Origin of the sequence: Kitasatospora sp. NPDC056731, from assembly GCF_040687675.1 — a bacterium.
Lineage (GTDB): Bacteria > Actinomycetota > Actinomycetes > Streptomycetales > Streptomycetaceae > Kitasatospora.
In genome coordinates this window covers 1-16,440 of record NZ_JBFBNR010000064.1, presented here as the reverse complement: position 1 = coordinate 16,440, position 16,440 = coordinate 1, and the positions used below count along the sequence as shown (strand labels likewise).

The following is a 16,440-nucleotide window of genomic DNA, read 5'->3' as shown; positions in this document are numbered from 1 at the left end:
CGCCGTCGAGCGACGGTGTTTCAAGGAGTCGATATGAACAGACGGATGACCACACGACGTAGACCCGGCAGGCCTGTTGGCATGCGGGCGGTGAGCGGGTCGCTGGCCCTCGCCGTGGCGGTGTCGCTGCTGGCCGGGTCCGAGACGGCCCTCGCCGCGTCCCCGAGCGCGGCCGCGCAGGCGGGCAAGGGAGCCGGGCAGTGGGCCACGTCCGCCGCCGACGTGCCGTCGGCGAGGGTCGCGGCCCGGCTGTCCGGGCAGCGGGTGGAGGCGCTCTCCGAGCGTACGGAGACGTCGACGACATGGGTGAACAAGGACGGTTCGCTCACCACCGAGCTGTTCGCGGGCCCGGTCCGCTTCCAACGTGACGGCCAGTGGGTGGACGTCGACCTCGGCCTCCAGGCGGGCGCGGACGGGTCGGTGGCGCCGAAGGCCCACCCGAACGCGCTGCGGCTCGCCGGTGCCGGCGGCACCCGGGCGAAGTCGCTGCTCCACGCGCAGGCCGCGGCCCCGGACGACGCCCGCACCCTGGTGACCCTCGGGCAGGGCGACCAGCAGGTCGAGCTCCAGTGGCGGGGCGGCCTGCCCAAGCCCGCCCTGGACGGCACGAAGGCCACCTACCGGGACGCGATCGCGGACGGCGCGGCCGACCTGGTCGTGGAGGCCACCCGGACCGGCTTCGAGCAGTACACGGTGCTCAAGCAGCGCCCGAGCGCCGCCGGGTTCTCGTACACGATGCCGCTGAAGGCCGACGGTCTGAAGGCCGAGGTCCAGCCGGACGGCGGCGTGCTGTTCACCGACAGGCGCACCGGCGAGCGGCGGGCCGTGCTCCCGGCGCCGGTGATGTGGGACGCGACGGCCGCCGCCGAGGGCTCCGGTGAGCACGCCCGGCAGGCGAAGGTCGGTCTGAAGGTCGTTCAGCGCGGCGACGGCATCGACCTGGTGTTCACGCCGGACGCCGCGTTCCTCGCGGACCCGAAGACGCAGTACCCGGTGACGGTCGACCCCTCCACCACGGCCCTCGGCAACGTCTTCGACACCCGGGTGCAGCAGGGCGAGACGGTCGACTGGTCGGCCGACACCGAGATCTACTGGGGCAACTCCGGCACCAAGAACGCGGACGGCTCCTCCCGCCAGGCCCGGTCGTTCATCAACTGGAACACCGCGCCGATCGCGGACGCGCTGATCACCAACGCCAGCCTGTCGCTGTACAACTTCCACTCCGGCAACAGCGACTGCCAGCCCTACGCGTGGGACATCTGGGACACCGGCCTCGCCTCGACCGCCTCGCGCTGGACGGCGCAGCCCTCCTGGAACGCCAAGAAGGCCACCGGCACCGAGACCAAGGGCCGGGACGCCTGCGGAGGCGACGGCTGGATCACCGCGGATGTCACCAACCTGGTGCAGACCTGGACGTCGGCGAAGAACACCACCTCGGGCATGGGGCTGCGCGCCCCGGACGAGGCCAACACCAAGTACTGGAAGGAGGTGAACTCCGCCAACGCCGCGACCAACGTCCCGAAGCTGACGGTGACGTACAACTACCGCCCCCGGACCGGGACGGACCAGCAGGCCGGCTCGCCGTTCTACAAGGACACCGCCGGCACCTGGTGGGTCAACTCCACCACCCCGACGCTGCGCGACACCTTCGTCGACCCGAACAACGACAAGGTCGACGGCACCTTCCAGATCTTCGACACCGCCACCGACACCCAGGTGGGCAACGTCCTGGTCTCCCCGTACGTCCCGAGCGGGGCCCCGGCCTCCGTCAAGGTCCCGGCCGGTGTGCTGGCCAACGGCAGGACGTACAAGTTCCGCACCTCCCCGTACGACGGGCTGCACTACAACAACAACTGGTCGGCGTGGGCCACCTTCACAGTCGACACCTCCGCCCCCTCGGCGCCCGCCGCGCTCTCCTCCGCCGACTACCCGTCGGGCCAGTGGGTCAAGGGCCCCGGCCAGGCCGGTTCCTTCACCGCGACCCCGCCGGCCGGTGACCAGAACGCCCTGGAGTGGACGCTCGACGGCGCGACCTGGACCAAGGTCGCGACGAACGGCTCCGCCGCGCCGGTGACCTTCACCGTGACCCCGGCCAAGGCCGGCACCAACACCCTTCAGGTGCGGGCGGTGGACCGGGCGGAGAACAAGTCCGAGGCCCGTACCCACACCTTCCAGGTCGGCGCGGGCGGTGTCACCTCGCCGAACGACGGCACCCGCACCGCGGCGCGCCTGCCGCTCACCGCCGAGGCCGACGCCGCCCGCTACGACCAGGTGGCCTTCTCCTGGCGGCGCTCCGACGCCGACGCCTGGACGCGGATCCCCGCCGGCGACATCACCAACGGCGGTGCCGCACTGGCGGCCTGGCCCGTGCCCCTCGCCGCGGGCAAGAGCCCGGCGCTCACCTGGAACGCCACCTCCACGGTGACCCCGGACGGCACCGTCCAGCTCCGCGCGGACTTCACCGGGCCGGGCGCCGCCGCCATCTCCTCCGAGCCGGTGCGGGTCGTCGTCGACCGCAAGGCCGACGGCGCGGCGACGGAGAACGTCGGCCCGGGTGCACTGAACCTGCTCACCGGCGACCTCAGGGTCCCGGCCACCGACGTGTCGCTGTTCGGCATGACGGTCGGCCGCACGCACTCCTCGCGTGACCCGCGGGCCGCCGCCGGCCAGGACGGCCAGGCGGCGGTCTTCGGCCCCAACTGGGTGTCCAGCGTGTCGTCGAGCCTGTCCGCCTCGGAGTACACGGAGATCCGCAGGACCTCCAGCACCTCGCTCAGCGTGATGGCCGCCGACGGCTCCGCCGTCTCCTTCACCTCGAACGCGGCCGGCAACGGCTGGACGCCCGAGCCGGGCAGCGAGGACCTCACCCTGAGCGGCTCCTTCGGCGCCGACTTCACGCTCTCCGGCACCGAGGGCACCATCACCACCTTCGCCAAGGCCGATCCGGCCGCCGCCACCTGGACGGTGACCTCCACGCTGCAGGGCGGGCTGGCCAACACCACCACCAGCGTGGTGTCGGAGACGACCGTGGTCGGCGGCAAGACTCTGGCCCGGCCGAAGCTCGTCATCGCGCCCACCTCCGCGGCCACCCCGGCGGTGTGCGCGGCGAACGTCGCCGCCAAGGGCTGCCGCGTCCTGCAGTTCGTCTACGCCACCGCGACCACCGCCACCGGCGTCGCCGCCGGCACCGAGTTCGGTGACGTCGCCGGGCAGGTCAGCGCGATCAGGCTCTGGAGCACCGCGCCCGGGGCCGCCTCGGCCACCGCCACCGCCACCGACGTCGCCGTCTACCGCTACGACTCGGCCGGGCGGCTGCGCCAGACCTGGGACCCGCGGCTCGGCCAGAGCAGCCAGAACCAGTACGCCTACTACACCCAGGGCGCCGACGACGGCCTGCTCGCCTCCGTCCAGCTCAGCGGCACCCTCGCCACCTCGCTGGCGTACGGCACCGTCACCGCCAACCCGGCCGCGGGCCCGGGCATGCTGACGAAGACCTGGCACGACACCCTCGCCCCCGGCACCACGAGCACCGTGAACGGCACCGCCACCACCACCGTCGTCTACGGCGTCCCGCTCTCCGGCGCGAAGGCCCCGGAGGACCTCTCCGCGCCCGCCGCCTCCGCGTGGGGCCAGAGCGACCTGCCGACCGACGCCACCGCGGTGTTCCCGCCGGACCAGGCCCCCGCCTCCAACAACGGCACCGACCTCGGCTCCGGCGACTACACCAGGGCGAGCGTCACCTACCTGAACGCCTCCGGCCGCCAGGTCAACCAGGCCACCCCGGGCCACCACGTCACCACCACCGAGTACGACAACCAGGGCCACCAGGTCCGCAGCCTGACCGCGGGCAACCGCGAGCTCGCCCTCGGCGCCACCACCGCGGCCAAGGCCGAACTGGCCGACCTCGGCATCGACACCCTGCCCTCCGCCGAACGCGCCCGGCTCCTGTCGAGCAGCAGCGCCTACAGCGCGGACGGCCAGCAGGAGACCGACGTCTACGACCCGCTCCACCGCATCACCCTCGCCGCCGACGCCACCTCCGGTGCGACGGTCCTGGCGAAGGCCGGCACCCAACTGCCCGCCCGCCAGCACACCGTGAAGACCTACGACGAGGCCCGGCCGACCGACGGCACCGCCAAGATCAAGAACCAGATCACCCTCACCGCCACCGGCGCCCGGCTCCGCGCCTGGCCCGAGCTGCTGGTCGACGCCCGCCAGGACCGCACCACCTACAACTGGGCGCTCGGCGTGCCCACCGCGCAGATCAAGGACAGCGGCGGCCTCGCCCTGACCACCACCACCGGCTACGACGGCCAGGGCCGGGTCGTCTCGACCCGGCAGCCGGCCTCCACCGGCTCCGACGCGGCGGCCGGCTGGACCAGCTACTACACCGCCGACGGCACCGGCACCTGCGGCAACCGCCCCGAGTGGGCCGACCTCGTCTGCCAGACCGGGCCCGCCGCGGCCATCACCGGCGGCGGCGCCAACCCCGCACAACTGCCCACCAGGACAACCCAGTACGGGCAGTTCGGCCAGGCCACCCGCACCACCGAAACGGCCAACGGCGTCACCCGCACCACCGTGACCGACACCGACACGGCGGGGCGCCCCACCACCGTCACCGTCACCGACGGCCTCGGCACCCCGGCCCCCGCCGCCACCACCACCTACCACCCGGGCACCGGCGCCGTCACCCGCCAGACCTCCGCCACCGGCGGCACGATCACCAAGGGCTACGACGAACTCGGCCGCCTGACCTCCTACACCGACGCCGACGGCGCCGTCACCACCACGGAGTACGACGCCCTCAACCGCCCCACCAAGGTCACCGACACCTCCCCCTCCACCACCACCTACACCTACGACACCGCCGTCGACCCGCGCGGCCTGGCGACCTCGGTGACGGACTCCGTCGCCGGCACCCTCACCGCCCGCTACGACGCCGACGGCACGCCGCTCACCCAGGGCCTGCCCGGCGGCTACACCCGGACCGACGACAAGGACCCGGCCGGCACCACCACCAGCCGCACCTACACCCGCGACAGCGACGGCCTCGTGCTGGTCTCCGACGGCATCACCGAGACCATCCACGGCCAGCGGGCCACCCACACCGGCACCCCCGGCATCACCGCGGCCCAGACCTACGCCTACGACCGGGCCGGCCGGCTCCTCCAGGTCCAGGACACCTCGACCGACGCCGTCTGCACCACCCGCACCTACACCTTCGACCGCAACACCAACCGCACCGCGCTGGCCACCGCCGACGCCGCCCGCGGCCAGACCTGCACCACCACCGCGGGCACCACCCAGACCAGCACCTACGACACCGCCGACCGCCTGGTGAACCCCGGCTACACCTACGACGCGTTCGGCCGCACCACCGCACTGCCCGGCAGCACCCTCGCGTACTACACCACCGACCTGGTGCAGCAGCAGACCAGCGGCACCAACCGGCAGAGCTGGACCCTCGACTCGGCCCAGCGCTTCCGCGCCTGGACCACCGAGACCAACACCTCCGGCGCCTGGGCCCAGACCGGTCTGCGGACCAACCACTACGGCTCCGACACCGACAGCCCCCGCTGGATCACCGAGGACACCGCGGGCACCCTGACCCGCAACGTCACCGGCCCCGCCGGCACCCTCGCCGCCACCACCGCGAAGACCGGCGGCACCATCCTGCAACTCGCCAACCTGCACGGCGACATCACCCTGCGGCTGCCCCTGGACACCGCCGTCGCACCCACCGTCCTCGACTACGACGAGTACGGCCAGCCGCGCACCGGCCAGCCCGGCACCCGCTACGCCTGGCTCGGCGACAAGCAGCGCTCCGACGAGACCCCGAGCGCCCTCACCCTCATGGGAGCGCGCCTCTACAACCCGGCCACCGGCCGCTTCCTCTCCCCCGACCCGGTCCAGGGAGCCAGCGCCAACGCCTACGACTACTGCAACGCCGACCCGGTCAACTGCACCGACCTCAACGGCCGGATGCCCGGCTGGCTGAAGGCCGCGCTCAAGGCCGCCGTCTCCCGCGCCGTCCAACTGTCCGTCACCGCGGCCGTGGCCGCCTGGATCCCCTTCCTGGCACCCTGGGCGCTCCACATCGGCAACTGCGCCGGCGGCGCCTGCGCCGGTGTACTGTTCGGGAGCGGCGGCTGGAAGCAGCGCATCGTCTGGGCCGTCGCCGGCTGCCTCGCGGGTTTCGTCTTCGACCGCGGCGTCTCCCAGCGGATCGTCGACAAGGTGATCGGCGTGGTCAGGAGGTTCGTGTGACATCCACGAAGTCGGAGAATTCGGCGGAGTCGGCGGAGGAACCGGCAGCGCGCCGGGCGAGCCCGCTGCGCCTCGCCGCGACCAACGGGGCCTGGCTCGCCCCGTCCTTCCTCGCCGCCTACCTGCTCTCCGACCGCCTCACCGCCGATGCCACCACCCGCACCTGGTGCACCCTGCTCCTCGCACCGGTGATCGGCCTGGCCCTGCGCGCCACGGCCACCCTCGTGGCCCGCCGCCGGCGGGCGCGGACCAGCCGGCGGTAACCCGACGCACACCCCTGCAACAGGCCGACCCGCCGGCGCCACCGGCGGGTCGGCCTGTTGCGTGCTCGTTCCGTGCTTCTTCAACAGCTCACGGTCCCGGCGTCCGGGGTCCACGTCTGGGAAGTCCCGGGTCGGAGTGCGCCGTGGTCACGAGGCAGACGGGCGGCCAATGCCGAAGGCCGAGGCCGACGGCCTCGGCCTTCGGCCGGACAACGTGCCGGACGGTCAGCCCACGGCCGGCCGCGTTCGACGCGCGACGCGGGCAGGTCCCGCCACCACGGTGCACCAGACCAGGACCGCGCACAGGAAGGCCGCCGCCGCGAAGATCAGCGGTCCCGTGACGGAGTCGTCCCGCGCGCCGGCGGCGAGCGCGGCGGCCGCCGACAGGACGAGGGCGACGACCGGCAGAGCCCGCGGGCTGCGCGCGACGCCCGGTGCGGCGGAGGCCGGCAGCAGCCAGAGCGCGAGGCCGTAACAGGCGCAGCCCAGCAGCGCGGCCCCCAGCACGTCGCTGGGCCGGTGGTGGTAGAGCGCCTGCACGGCGCCGGCGGTGACGGTGAGCCACAGCATGCCGACCGCGGTGACGTAGGGGCGCAGGCGCGGGGAGGCGACGAGGGCGGCGCCGAGGACCAGCCCGATGGGGACGGCCGCGTGCCCGCTGGGGAAGCTCACCTCGGTGAGCATGGCGGGCGCGTTCACCAGATCGGGGCGGGGCAGGACCATCTTGCTGCACACCTCGGTGCCCCCGAACGTGCCCAGGACGACCCCGATCGCCGCGCAGCCCTGCCACCAGCACCGCCGCACCACGGCGACGACCACGATCACGGCCATCCCCACGACCAGGGTGGGCAGGGCGGTGAACTCCAGTGGGGGCATGGCCGCCGAGTCGAAGGCCGACCCCGACCAGTCGTAGATCCACGCCGGTTCGCCGCCGTTCCCGTTCATCAGGGAGTTCTCCCCCCGCTGCCCGAACGGGGTCCAGACGGCGAGCAGGTAGACCGCCACGAACCCCAGGGCGCACAGCAAGGCCGGCAGCCACGGCCGTATCGACCGCGACGGGTCCTCTCCGGCCGGGGTTCCCGGGGCCTGACCGGGTGCGGCCGGCCTGGGAGCGTCCGGCCCGGGTGCGGACAGGGCCTGGTGATCTTGCTGCGTCATCACTGTCTTTCTTCCGCATGGGTGGAGCTTCGGCCGCGCGCCGGCCGGCCCGGGACCTGCTCACAACTCGGGGAGCCGCGGGCCCTGGTCGTAGACGACTTGGTTTGAACGGGGACGCCGATGACGACGTCACGGTTCCCGTCCCGACACCGGACCCGGGGCGGGCGGCGGCGAGGCGCTCGGCGGCGTCATGCGGGGTGGATGAGGCGGCTCTCGTAGGCGAAGACCACCGCCTGTATCCGGTCGCGGAGTTCGAGCTTGTGCAGGATTCGCCCCAGGTGGGACTTCACGGTCGCCTCCGCGAGGTACAGGGCGGCCGCGATCTCGGTGTTGGACAGGCCGCAGCCCACCTGGACGAGCACCTCGCGTTCACGGGCGCTGAGTCGGCCCAGCCGATGGTCGGGGTCGGCGCTGCTGCCGTCGGGGATGTGCGGGCGCAGGTGCTCCAGCAGGCGGCGGGTGACCCGCGGGGACACCACCGCATCGCCCGCGGCGACGCTGCGTATCGCGGTGAGCAGTTCCTCGGGCCTGGTGTTCTTCAGCAGGAAGCCCGAGGCTCCGGCGCTGAGTCCGGCGAAGGCGTATTCGTCCAGGTCGAAGGTGGTGAGGATCAGCACTCTGCTCTGCGGGGAGCTCCGGGTGATCTGCCGGGTCGCCTCGATCCCGTCGATCCCGGGCATCCGGACGTCCATGAGGACGACATCGGGGCGCAGCTCCCGGGCGAGGCGGATGGCCTGGGCGCCGTCCGCGGCTTCGCCGACCGGTGCCATGTCGGGCTGGGCCTCCAGGACCGTGCTGAAGGCCATCCGGAGCAGCGCTTCGTCGTCGGCGATCAGGATGCGGATCGTCATGCGGACGCCGCTCCGCTGCTGTCGAGGAAGAGGCGGGTGTGGACTCCCCAACCGCCGCCCGGAAGCGGTCCGGCCCGCAACGTCCCCCCGTAGGCGGCCGAGCGCTCGCGCATGCCGGGGATGCCGTGGCCGGACGGTGTGGCGCCGGGATGGGTCGGGCGGGGGCCGCTGTCGGTGACGTCCACGGTGACGGTCCCGGTCGAGCACCGTATCCGGACCGTCGCGTGTGTGCCGGCGGGTGTGTGCTTGAGGGTGTTGGTCAAGGCTTCCTGCACCAGGCGGTAGACGGTCAGTTGTGCGGTGGCGGGTATGTGGGTGTGGCCGCCCTGGACCTCGATGCGGGTCGGCAGCCCGGCGGCGCACATCTGGTCGGCGAGGGTCTCCAGTTGGGCGATGCCGGGCAACGGGTGGCGCTCCGCGTCCGGTTCGTCGGTCCGCAGGACGCCCAGTGAGCGCCGCATGTCGGTCAGGGCCTGCCGGCCCGTCTCGGAGATCTGGAGCATCGCGGTGGTGGCCTTGTCGGGCGACCGGTGCTGGGCGTAGACGGCGGCGTCGGTGAGCGCGACCATGACGGACAGGTTGTGGGTGACGATGTCGTGCATCTCCCGGGTGATACGTGTCCTTTCCTCGGCGACGGCCAGTCGCGCCTGCTGTTCCTGTTGTTGCTCCAGGCGTGCGGCCCGTTCCTCCAGGGCCGCGAGGTAGGCGCGCGTGGTCCGCACGTTCACACCCAGGACGGCGGCGGCGACGACCATCGCGGTGACCGCGACGAAGGGGGTCAGGAATGCGCCTTCCGTCGCCCAGCGCAGGCAGGCCAGCAGGGCCCCTGCCTCCACGACGGCACCGGCGACGAGCGTACCGCGTCGGCCCGAGTTCGCGGCCGCCGTGTAGAGAGCCACCAACAGGCAGATGTCCGCCGGAAGTTGGACGTCCGTCAGCCACTGGACGAAGGCCGCGGCTGCCACGGCGCCGAACACCGTGAGCGGGGCCCGGCGCCGCCACAGCAGGGGCAGCGCGAGGGCGGCGGTGAGGGCCACGGCCACCGGCAGCTCCTGCGGCGCGTGGGTGGTGACGATGTTGAGCAGGAGAAGCGTCGGCAGCAGCGCGTCCCACACCATGGGCGGCAGCCGGGAGCACCGGCGTCCGGCGGCTGTCACCAGTCGCGCCGCTCGTGCGGAGGCCAGGTCGGTGTATCTCGTCAGCCGTAGGGTCGTCCTCGCCCACCGCACCCGCGTCAACGCCCGCACCCGGTCCCGGTAGGCATCGCCGGGTTCCGCGGCCGCCTCGGTCATCACACGTCCCTGTCGATTCGGCGTCATGGTGGCCCCGACCGGGGCCTCCACCGCGTGCAGGCGGCCCTGTCACGGTAGGGCGCGGGCCCCAGGGAGCACATGCGTCCACCGTCTGATGGCACCGTGCCGAGGTACGACCGCAGGAGGAGTCCCGCTACCTCCCGTGGTCGTAGGGCGGCCGCCGATCCGGCGTGCCCGATTGCCACTCCGGTCGCACCGGGAGCTGCCACGGATTGCGACCCCGGTGGCACACGACGGCGACCCGGGATCGATGTGGCAGCGCATACCCGGCGCCGAATATGGCCTGGTGACCGAGATCATCACGGGGCTGTACATGTCCCCCCTGGAAATCCTTGTCCTGCTGGGCGCCGTCGCACTGGTGGTGGCGCGCTGGCTTCCCCCCTCCGCCCGCCCACGCGTCACGATCGCGGCGGGGGCGGTTCTCGTCCTGTCCGCGATCCTGCTGAGCGTGGCGGGGATCCGCTGGCAGATGCTGCCGGTCCTGGCGGGCGCCGCCTTCGCGTTGCCGTTCGCCTTCTCCCCCCTGCTGCGACCGCTGCGACGCCGTAGCGGTCGGCCGGCGTGGCGGGCCCGCTGGTGGCTGGCGCTGCCGGGATCGGTGGTCTGCGTCGGCCTGATCGCCACGGGGCCGGCGGCCGCCTGGGCCCTTCCCGTACCCGAATTCCCCACCCCGTCAGGCGACTTCGCGGTCGGCACCCGCGTGGTCCAGTGGACCGACCCGCACCGCCCCGAGACCTTCACGGCCGATCCGGACGACCGGCGCACGGTCGTGGTCCAGCTCTGGTACCCCGCGCAGAAGAGCCCCGCAGGCGCGCAGCGGGCCCAGTACCTCGGACGCACGGAGCACGAGGCCCGCACCGTCTCCGACGCCCTCGCCCGCCAGGTCGGCCTGCCGGGTTTCCTGGTCGACGGTGTTCCGCGTGCCCACACCCACGCGGTCTTCGACGCCCCGGTGGACGGCGGGCGGGGGCGGTTCCCCGTCGTCCTGTTCTCTCCCGGGTCGGGCGGAGTACGCACCCAGAACACCGCCTGGGCGGAGGAACTGGCCAGCCACGGCTACGTGGTCGCCGCCCTCGACCACCCGTACGACTCCGCCGCCGTCGTCCTCTCCGACGGCCGGACGATCACCACCGAGACCACCTCCACCGGCGACCCGGACCAGGACGAGAAACTGGCGGCCGACTGGACAGCGATTCGGGCCGCCGACCTCGGCTTCGTCCTCACCCAGCTGGACGGTCTGGACCGGGGTGAGACCGCCGACCCGCTGAGCGGACACCTGGACACCGGCCGGGCCGCGGTGGCCGGACACTCCATGGGTGGCGCCGCCGCCCTCCAGGCAGCCCGGCAGGACCGCCGGTTCGGCGCCGTCATCGATCTGGACGGCTACCCCCACGGCCCCGCCTCCCCCACCCTCGACCAGCCGACGCTCGCGCTCACCCAGGCCGTCACCCCGGCAACCGACCCGCGCTACCTGCCCCGCCTCACCGAGGCGCTCAAGTCCAGCACCGCGACGAGCTACCGGCTCACCATCCCCGGCGCCGCACATCTCACGTTCATGGACGGCCCCCTGTATCTGCCGCCGGTGCCCTCGATCGTCGGCTCCCTGGGCCGTGCCGAGAGCCCGCGCGTCGTCGCCGCGGCCACCCTCGCCTTCCTGGACGCCACGCTGCGGGACAAGCCCGGCGACCTGGCCGGCGTTCTGCCGGCCTACGGCAACCTCAGCGTCCACCGCCCGGACAGCAGCCGCTGACCAGCTGTTCCGGGGCACGTACGCCTGCCGGACGAGGACGATGAGATCAGACGAGATCATCGGCCGGAGGGCCGCGCTCGAAACCGCCGGCAGGCGACCCCGTGTCGTGGTTCACCTGTGTGCGAACGCGCGGAGCAGGCGTACGTACGGGGTCCAGCGGGCCGGGCGGGCCACCGTGCCCGTGCAGGCGAGCTCGGCGCGGTCCAGGCCGTCCTCCAGGCAGGCGTCGTGCATCGGGCGCCAGGCCGCCGGCCAGGTCAGGCGCTCCAGGCCGCCGGCCTTCATCGCGAGGGTGTGCCGCAGCACGGTGCGTTCTTCGTCGACGGGCAGCACCGTGAACTCGTGGAAGCCGTGGAATCCGCGCGGCCCGCTGAAGGTGAAGCGGACCCAGACCCCGGGCACGTACGCGGTGACCGTGTAGCGGACCGGGCCGTGGCCGCCGGTCGCGCCGACCGCCAGTGGGCGGTCGAACTCCATCGCGGGCCAGTTCGGGTGCGCCCAGAGCCGGTCCGCCGAGCCGCCCGACAGGCTGTCGACGAGCGCGCCCACCTCGCTCGCCTTGGCGGCCAGCAGGCGCTCGTGCACGTTGTAGACGCCCATGCGTCCTCCCCTTCAGATTATTAGAGACCATCCTCTAATAATCTGGAGGGTACCCTCTGATTCATGGCGAGACCACCCCGATTCGACACCGACCAGATCCTCGACGCCGCCGTCCGACTGGCCGCCTCCGCCGGGCCGGCCGGCGTGACCATGTCCGCCGTCGCCCAGGCGATCGGCGCGCCGAGCGGGTCCATGTACCACCGCTTCCCCGGCCGTACGGCCCTGCTCGCCGAGGTGTGGCTGCGGACCGTGGAGCGCTTCCAGGAGGGGCACTTCGCCGCACTCGGCAGCGCCCCCGACCCCCATCCGGCCGCCCGCGCGGTCGCCCGGCACGTCATCTCCTGGAGCCGCGCCCACCCGCAGGAAGCCTCGCTCCTCCTCTACGGCGCCGAGGAGTTCGGCCGCGCCGGCTGGTCCGAGGAACACAAGGAGCGCGCGGACCTCGGCAACCAACGCGTGCTCGACTCCATCGGCTCCCTCGCCGAAACCCTCGGCGCGGCGAGCCCCCAGGACCACGAGCGCATCACCCTGGCCCTGATCGACCTGCCGCTGTCGGTGGTCCGCCGCCATCTGCGCGCAGGACAGCCGCTGCCACCACACGCGGAAGACCTCACCGAGGAATGCACGACGGCCCTGCTGGCCGGCGTGGAGGCTCCGCGGTCGGATGCCACGAAGCCGGAGACCTCCGCGGAGCTACACCGTCAGGCCTTGGCCGCCGGAGCGGCGAGCGCCTGACGGACGGCGCAGTACCAGCTGGCAGGGCCGGTGGGGCAGTTGGGGCCGTCGACGTTGCGGGAGAGCGCGTACTCCCAGCCCGCGGCACCGGCGAAGTCCGGGTACTTGTCGGCGAGAGCGCGCAGGGTCCGCTGGAGGACCGGCATGTCGACGTAGCCCTCGCAGTCCAGGTTGTCGTTGGTGATGCCGGCGGCGACGACCTTGGACGCGGGGAACTGGTTCCGGATGACCGCGTCGTAGTCGGCGGTGTCGGCGAGGCTGCCGTTGCCGCAGTAGAACTGGGTGTTGTACCAGCGGATCAGGGGGCCGACCTGCTTCTCGAGCGTGCGGTAGTCGAGGAAGGGGAGGTTGCCGCCCTCGGGCATGGTGAGCTCGCCGGGCCCCGGGGCAAGAGTGATCAGGAAGTCCGGCCCGAAGTCGGAGCGCAGCTGCCGGATGAGCCTCTCGGCGGTCGCCTCGTGGAACGCTTCCTCGACGTCGAGGTCGATGCCGTCCAGCCGGTACGCCCTGAGGGCGTCGCGGACCGGCGGGTAGTACATGCCGAAGTCCTTGTCGAGCAGCCCGTACGTCCCCTGCGCGGCGCCGCCGAGGAGCGCGGTGACCTTGACGCCCTTCGCCTGCACCGAGGCGATGTCACGCCACATCGGGACGTACTTGGCCGCGGAGGGCGGGTCGTCGTTCAGGGTGAGGATCGGGTACTGGGCGGGATCGTTGAGGTGGAACGCGGCCACCTCCACCACGTCCGCGTGACCGATCAGGGGCACCGGGGAGACGTACTGACTGCCGGGGTCACCCGTGGTCGTGCCGGTCTGGTAGAACGCGACGACGTGACGGCTCGCCGACGCCTTCGCCGCGGGAGAGGTGCCTCGCACCCCGTCCGGGTGTCCGTGACTGCTCATGGGCGGGTTCCTCCTGAGTGCTCGGCCACAGCCCTGCTGTGGGTCACCAGGAAGCGTGCCGCCCCGCCCGGGAGGGTCGTACGCATTCCCACCACGCGTCCTGGAATTCCACTCCGCCAGCCCCGTACCACCGCCGCCGCGCATCGGCCCAGCCTCGGCCCGTCCCGCCGGCCCGTCCCGCCGGGTCGAGGCCGGCGAGGTCGGTGTCGCGCTCGGCCCAACGGCTCCCCGCCTCGCCGGCTCGGGGCAGGCTCAGTCGACGCAGAACTCGTTGCCCTCGATGTCCTGCATCACGATGCACGAATCGGTGCCGTCGTAGAGCAGTTGGACGCGTACCGCGCCGAGCGCGAGCAGCCGGGTGCACTCGGCTTCGAGCGTGGCGAGGCGCTCCTCGCCCACGAGCCCGGTGCCGACCCGCACGTCGAGGTGCACCCGGTTCTTGACGACCTTGCCCTCGGGAACGCGCTGGAAGAACAGTCGCGGGCCCACACCCGAGGGGTCGATGCAGGCGGACCACGAACCCCGGTCCTCAGCAGGCTGGGTGCGGTCGTACTCGTCCCAGGTGGCGAACCCCTTCGGCGACGGCGATTCGTACCCCAGCACCTCGCACCAGAAACGGGCGACCCGCCGGGGTTCCGCGCAGTCGAAGGTGACTTGGAACTTCTTGATCAATGACATAAGCGCACCATAACAGGGGGTCTCTTGCTCATCTCCCGTCAGGAATAAGCATGCTGACGGGAGGCCGGAGCCTCGGCTAGCCGATCCGGCGACGGGACTGGACAACGAGCAGGACGGCCTCCTCAGGAACTTCGTCGCCCACCGCGATCCGGACCTCCGTGACCGTGCCGGGCCAGTCCGCGATCAGCTCCTGGCAGATCGCGTCGTTCTCCAGGACGGCCATGAGTTCGCCGCCCCGGACCGTCTGACCGGGCTCCACCAGAACCTCGGCCACGCACCACGGCACGCCCATCACGGCCTGCGCGGTGAACACCGCCGGCCCCAGCTCGCGCCAGGCCGGCGGTACCAGCGGCCCGCCGATGCGCTGCTCGACCTGGTCGAGGGCTGCTCCGGCGCACCGGGCGAACGAGGAGTCGTCCGCCAGGTGCTCGCGCAGCAACGGCCCGACCGCACGGACGTCACCCAGCCGCGCCAGCGTGTCCACCGCTTCGGACCGCGTCTCGGGATCCGCCAGGCACGCGGCGACGGCCTCGGTGTGATCGGCCGAACCGTTCTCGGCCAGACCCCGCAACGCTCGACGGCGGCACTCCGGGCTACGGGTGCGCAGTTGGCGTTCCAGGAACGGCAGGGCTCGCGGATCCTTGATGTACTCCAGCGTCTCCATGAATACCGATTCCTGCGCAGGGTCCTCCGCAACCTCGTCGAAGAAGGTGTCCGGGAAGGCACGGGCAAGGTGTATCTGCGCTTCCAAGGGGCGCCGGTAGTCGTCCCGGTCGCGGCGCACGATCTCCGCCATGTCCCAGCCCGGCTCGGCCCGACCCGCCCGAATGGCGAGGAGCCGACGAAGACTCGCCGGCCCCGCTGCCAGCAGGCCGTCGAGGGCGCGGTCGTCCCCATACAGGTAGTCCGTGAGGAGGCCGTCGATCGCCTCGTGTGCCAGGTCCATGGGGAGTCGGCCAGCTTTCAGTGGAGCAGCGGGTCAGGGTGGGCACCTTCTCCGCCGGACGGCGCCGCCCGGTTGCTCAACTATCGTTCATTGCGGGGGCACTTCCCGACAAACCAAGAAGGACGTCGAACCGGCCGACGACTCCGACTGCGGACGTGATGGCGGACCCGTGACAGGGCCCGCCACCGGTGAAGCGCCGCTTCGGCGAGGGAGAACCGGGAGCCGCGCAGCCGCGGACGTGCTAGTGCTGTGACCACATAGGTTCGCCGGGTTGGTAGTGACAGCGGTTGGATGTGCGGTGACGTCCGTCTGATCGTTGGGGGTGTAGTGGCAGAGCCTGTCCGTGTGCGCAGGTTGACCGACCAAGAGGGGCAGAAACTGCAGCAGATCGTGCGCCGGGGCAGCACCAGTTCGGTGCGCTATCGGCGGGCGATGATGCTGCTGGCCTCGGCCGGCGGGAACCGGGTTCCAGTCATCGCCCAGCTGGTCCAGGCCGACGAGGACACCGTCCGCGACGTGATCCACAAGTTCAACGAGATCGGCCTGGCCTGTCTGGACCCTCGCTGGGCGGGAGGCCGTCTCCGCCTGCTCAGTTCTGACGACGAGGACTTCGTCGTCCAGACGGCCACCACCCGCCCGACCAAACTCGGCCAGCCCTTCACACGCTGGTCGATCCGCAAGCTCGCCGCCTACCTGCGGAAAGTCCACGGCCGCGTGATCCGGATCGGCCGCGAGGCCTTACGGCGCCTGCTGGCCCGCCGCGGCGTCACCTTCCAGCGCACCAAGACGTGGAAGGAGTCTCCGGACCCAGACCGGGACGCCAAGCTCGACCGCATCGAACACGTCCTGGACCGCTTCCCCGACCGGGTGTTCGCGTTCGATGAGTTCGGGCGTGCGCCACGAGGCGCTGAGGAATCGAGTGGGAGGAGGAGCCCACCGCTGGTCATCGCAGTGACCGGTTGAAGCTGGAGGCAGGC

The 16,440-nt window shown here is 72.3% G+C and carries 11 protein-coding genes and 1 pseudogene; 5 read left to right on the top strand and 7 right to left on the bottom strand.

What is annotated here, in order from left to right; translation table 11 throughout:
• The first annotated feature begins 81 nt into the window (after positions 1–81).
• Both AB0R04_RS35960 and AB0R04_RS35955 read left to right on the top strand, forming a co-directional pair.
• On the top strand, positions 82–6,270 hold the full coding sequence (locus AB0R04_RS35960; protein ID WP_363378033.1) for a DNRLRE domain-containing protein: 6,189 nt from the start codon (positions 82–84) through the stop codon (positions 6,268–6,270).
• The gene (locus AB0R04_RS35955; RefSeq protein ID WP_363377994.1) at positions 6,267–6,533 is read left to right on the top strand and encodes a hypothetical protein; all 267 of its coding nucleotides are present in this window, start codon (positions 6,267–6,269) and stop codon (positions 6,531–6,533) included. The genes AB0R04_RS35960 and AB0R04_RS35955 overlap by 4 nt, the downstream gene beginning before the upstream one ends.
• A 225-nt stretch (positions 6,534–6,758) precedes the next feature.
• Here AB0R04_RS35955 and AB0R04_RS35950 read toward each other — a convergent pair whose 3' ends face one another.
• From AB0R04_RS35950 to AB0R04_RS35940, 3 genes are all read right to left on the bottom strand, one after another.
• Positions 6,759–7,691, bottom strand: coding sequence for a phosphatase PAP2 family protein (locus AB0R04_RS35950; protein ID WP_363377992.1), 933 nt, complete (start codon positions 7,689–7,691; stop codon positions 6,759–6,761).
• A 188-nt stretch (positions 7,692–7,879) separates the two neighbouring features.
• Complete coding sequence (locus AB0R04_RS35945) at positions 7,880–8,542, bottom strand: response regulator transcription factor (protein WP_363377990.1); 663 nt, start codon at positions 8,540–8,542, stop codon at positions 7,880–7,882.
• On the bottom strand, positions 8,539–9,660 hold the full coding sequence (locus tag AB0R04_RS35940; protein WP_363377989.1) for a histidine kinase: 1,122 nt from the start codon (positions 9,658–9,660) through the stop codon (positions 8,539–8,541). The genes AB0R04_RS35945 and AB0R04_RS35940 overlap by 4 nt, the downstream gene beginning before the upstream one ends.
• A 445-nt stretch (positions 9,661–10,105) precedes the next feature.
• On the opposite strand from AB0R04_RS35940, the gene AB0R04_RS35935 reads away from it, so the two are divergent.
• The gene (locus AB0R04_RS35935) at positions 10,106–11,605 is read left to right on the top strand and encodes a hypothetical protein (RefSeq protein WP_363378031.1); all 1,500 of its coding nucleotides are present in this window, start codon (positions 10,106–10,108) and stop codon (positions 11,603–11,605) included.
• A gap of 111 nt (positions 11,606–11,716) precedes the next feature.
• On the opposite strand, the gene AB0R04_RS35930 is transcribed toward AB0R04_RS35935, so the two are convergent.
• On the bottom strand, positions 11,717–12,205 hold the full coding sequence (locus AB0R04_RS35930) for an SRPBCC family protein (protein ID WP_363377987.1): 489 nt from the start codon (positions 12,203–12,205) through the stop codon (positions 11,717–11,719).
• A 63-nt stretch (positions 12,206–12,268) separates the two neighbouring features.
• Between AB0R04_RS35930 and AB0R04_RS35925 the strand changes: the two genes are divergently transcribed.
• Positions 12,269–12,940, top strand: coding sequence for a TetR/AcrR family transcriptional regulator (locus AB0R04_RS35925; RefSeq protein ID WP_363377985.1), 672 nt, complete (start codon positions 12,269–12,271; stop codon positions 12,938–12,940).
• Here AB0R04_RS35925 and AB0R04_RS35920 read toward each other — a convergent pair.
• The 3 genes from AB0R04_RS35920 to AB0R04_RS35910 form a co-directional block, all read right to left on the bottom strand.
• Entirely contained in the window at positions 12,907–13,839 is a 933-nt protein-coding gene (locus tag AB0R04_RS35920; RefSeq protein ID WP_363377983.1) for a glycosyl hydrolase family 18 protein, read from the bottom strand. The genes AB0R04_RS35925 and AB0R04_RS35920 overlap by 34 nt on opposite strands.
• 252 nt (positions 13,840–14,091) lie before the next feature.
• Positions 14,092–14,517 carry a VOC family protein gene (locus AB0R04_RS35915; protein WP_363377981.1) on the bottom strand — a complete coding sequence of 142 codons (426 nt, stop codon included), beginning with the start codon at positions 14,515–14,517 and terminating at the stop codon, positions 14,092–14,094.
• Positions 14,518–14,593: 76 nt separating this feature from the next.
• Positions 14,594–15,463: a HEAT repeat domain-containing protein gene (locus AB0R04_RS35910; protein ID WP_363377979.1), complete on the bottom strand. Its 870-nt coding sequence runs from the start codon at positions 15,461–15,463 to the stop codon at positions 14,594–14,596.
• A 327-nt stretch (positions 15,464–15,790) separates the two neighbouring features.
• Here AB0R04_RS35910 and AB0R04_RS35905 point away from each other — a divergent pair.
• Positions 15,791–16,354 (top strand): annotated as a pseudogene (locus AB0R04_RS35905) (helix-turn-helix domain-containing protein); the annotation flags it as partial.
• Positions 16,355–16,440: the final 86 nt, after the last annotated feature.

Coding starts and splice junctions, on each gene's coding strand:
- AB0R04_RS35930 (WP_363377987.1), bottom strand. CDS start 12,205: ATGGGCGTCTACAACGTGCACGAGCGCCTGCTGGCCGCCAAGGCGAGC.
- AB0R04_RS35935 (WP_363378031.1), top strand. CDS start 10,106: ATGTGGCAGCGCATACCCGGCGCCGAATATGGCCTGGTGACCGAGATC.
- AB0R04_RS35940 (WP_363377989.1), bottom strand. CDS start 9,660: ATGGTGTGGGACGCGCTGCTGCCGACGCTTCTCCTGCTCAACATCGTC.
- AB0R04_RS35950 (WP_363377992.1), bottom strand. CDS start 7,691: ATGACGCAGCAAGATCACCAGGCCCTGTCCGCACCCGGGCCGGACGCT.
- AB0R04_RS35945 (WP_363377990.1), bottom strand. CDS start 8,542: ATGACGATCCGCATCCTGATCGCCGACGACGAAGCGCTGCTCCGGATG.
- AB0R04_RS35960 (WP_363378033.1), top strand. CDS start 82: ATGCGGGCGGTGAGCGGGTCGCTGGCCCTCGCCGTGGCGGTGTCGCTG.
- AB0R04_RS35915 (WP_363377981.1), bottom strand. CDS start 14,517: ATGTCATTGATCAAGAAGTTCCAAGTCACCTTCGACTGCGCGGAACCC.
- AB0R04_RS35925 (WP_363377985.1), top strand. CDS start 12,269: ATGGCGAGACCACCCCGATTCGACACCGACCAGATCCTCGACGCCGCC.
- AB0R04_RS35910 (WP_363377979.1), bottom strand. CDS start 15,463: ATGGACCTGGCACACGAGGCGATCGACGGCCTCCTCACGGACTACCTG.
- AB0R04_RS35920 (WP_363377983.1), bottom strand. CDS start 13,839: ATGAGCAGTCACGGACACCCGGACGGGGTGCGAGGCACCTCTCCCGCG.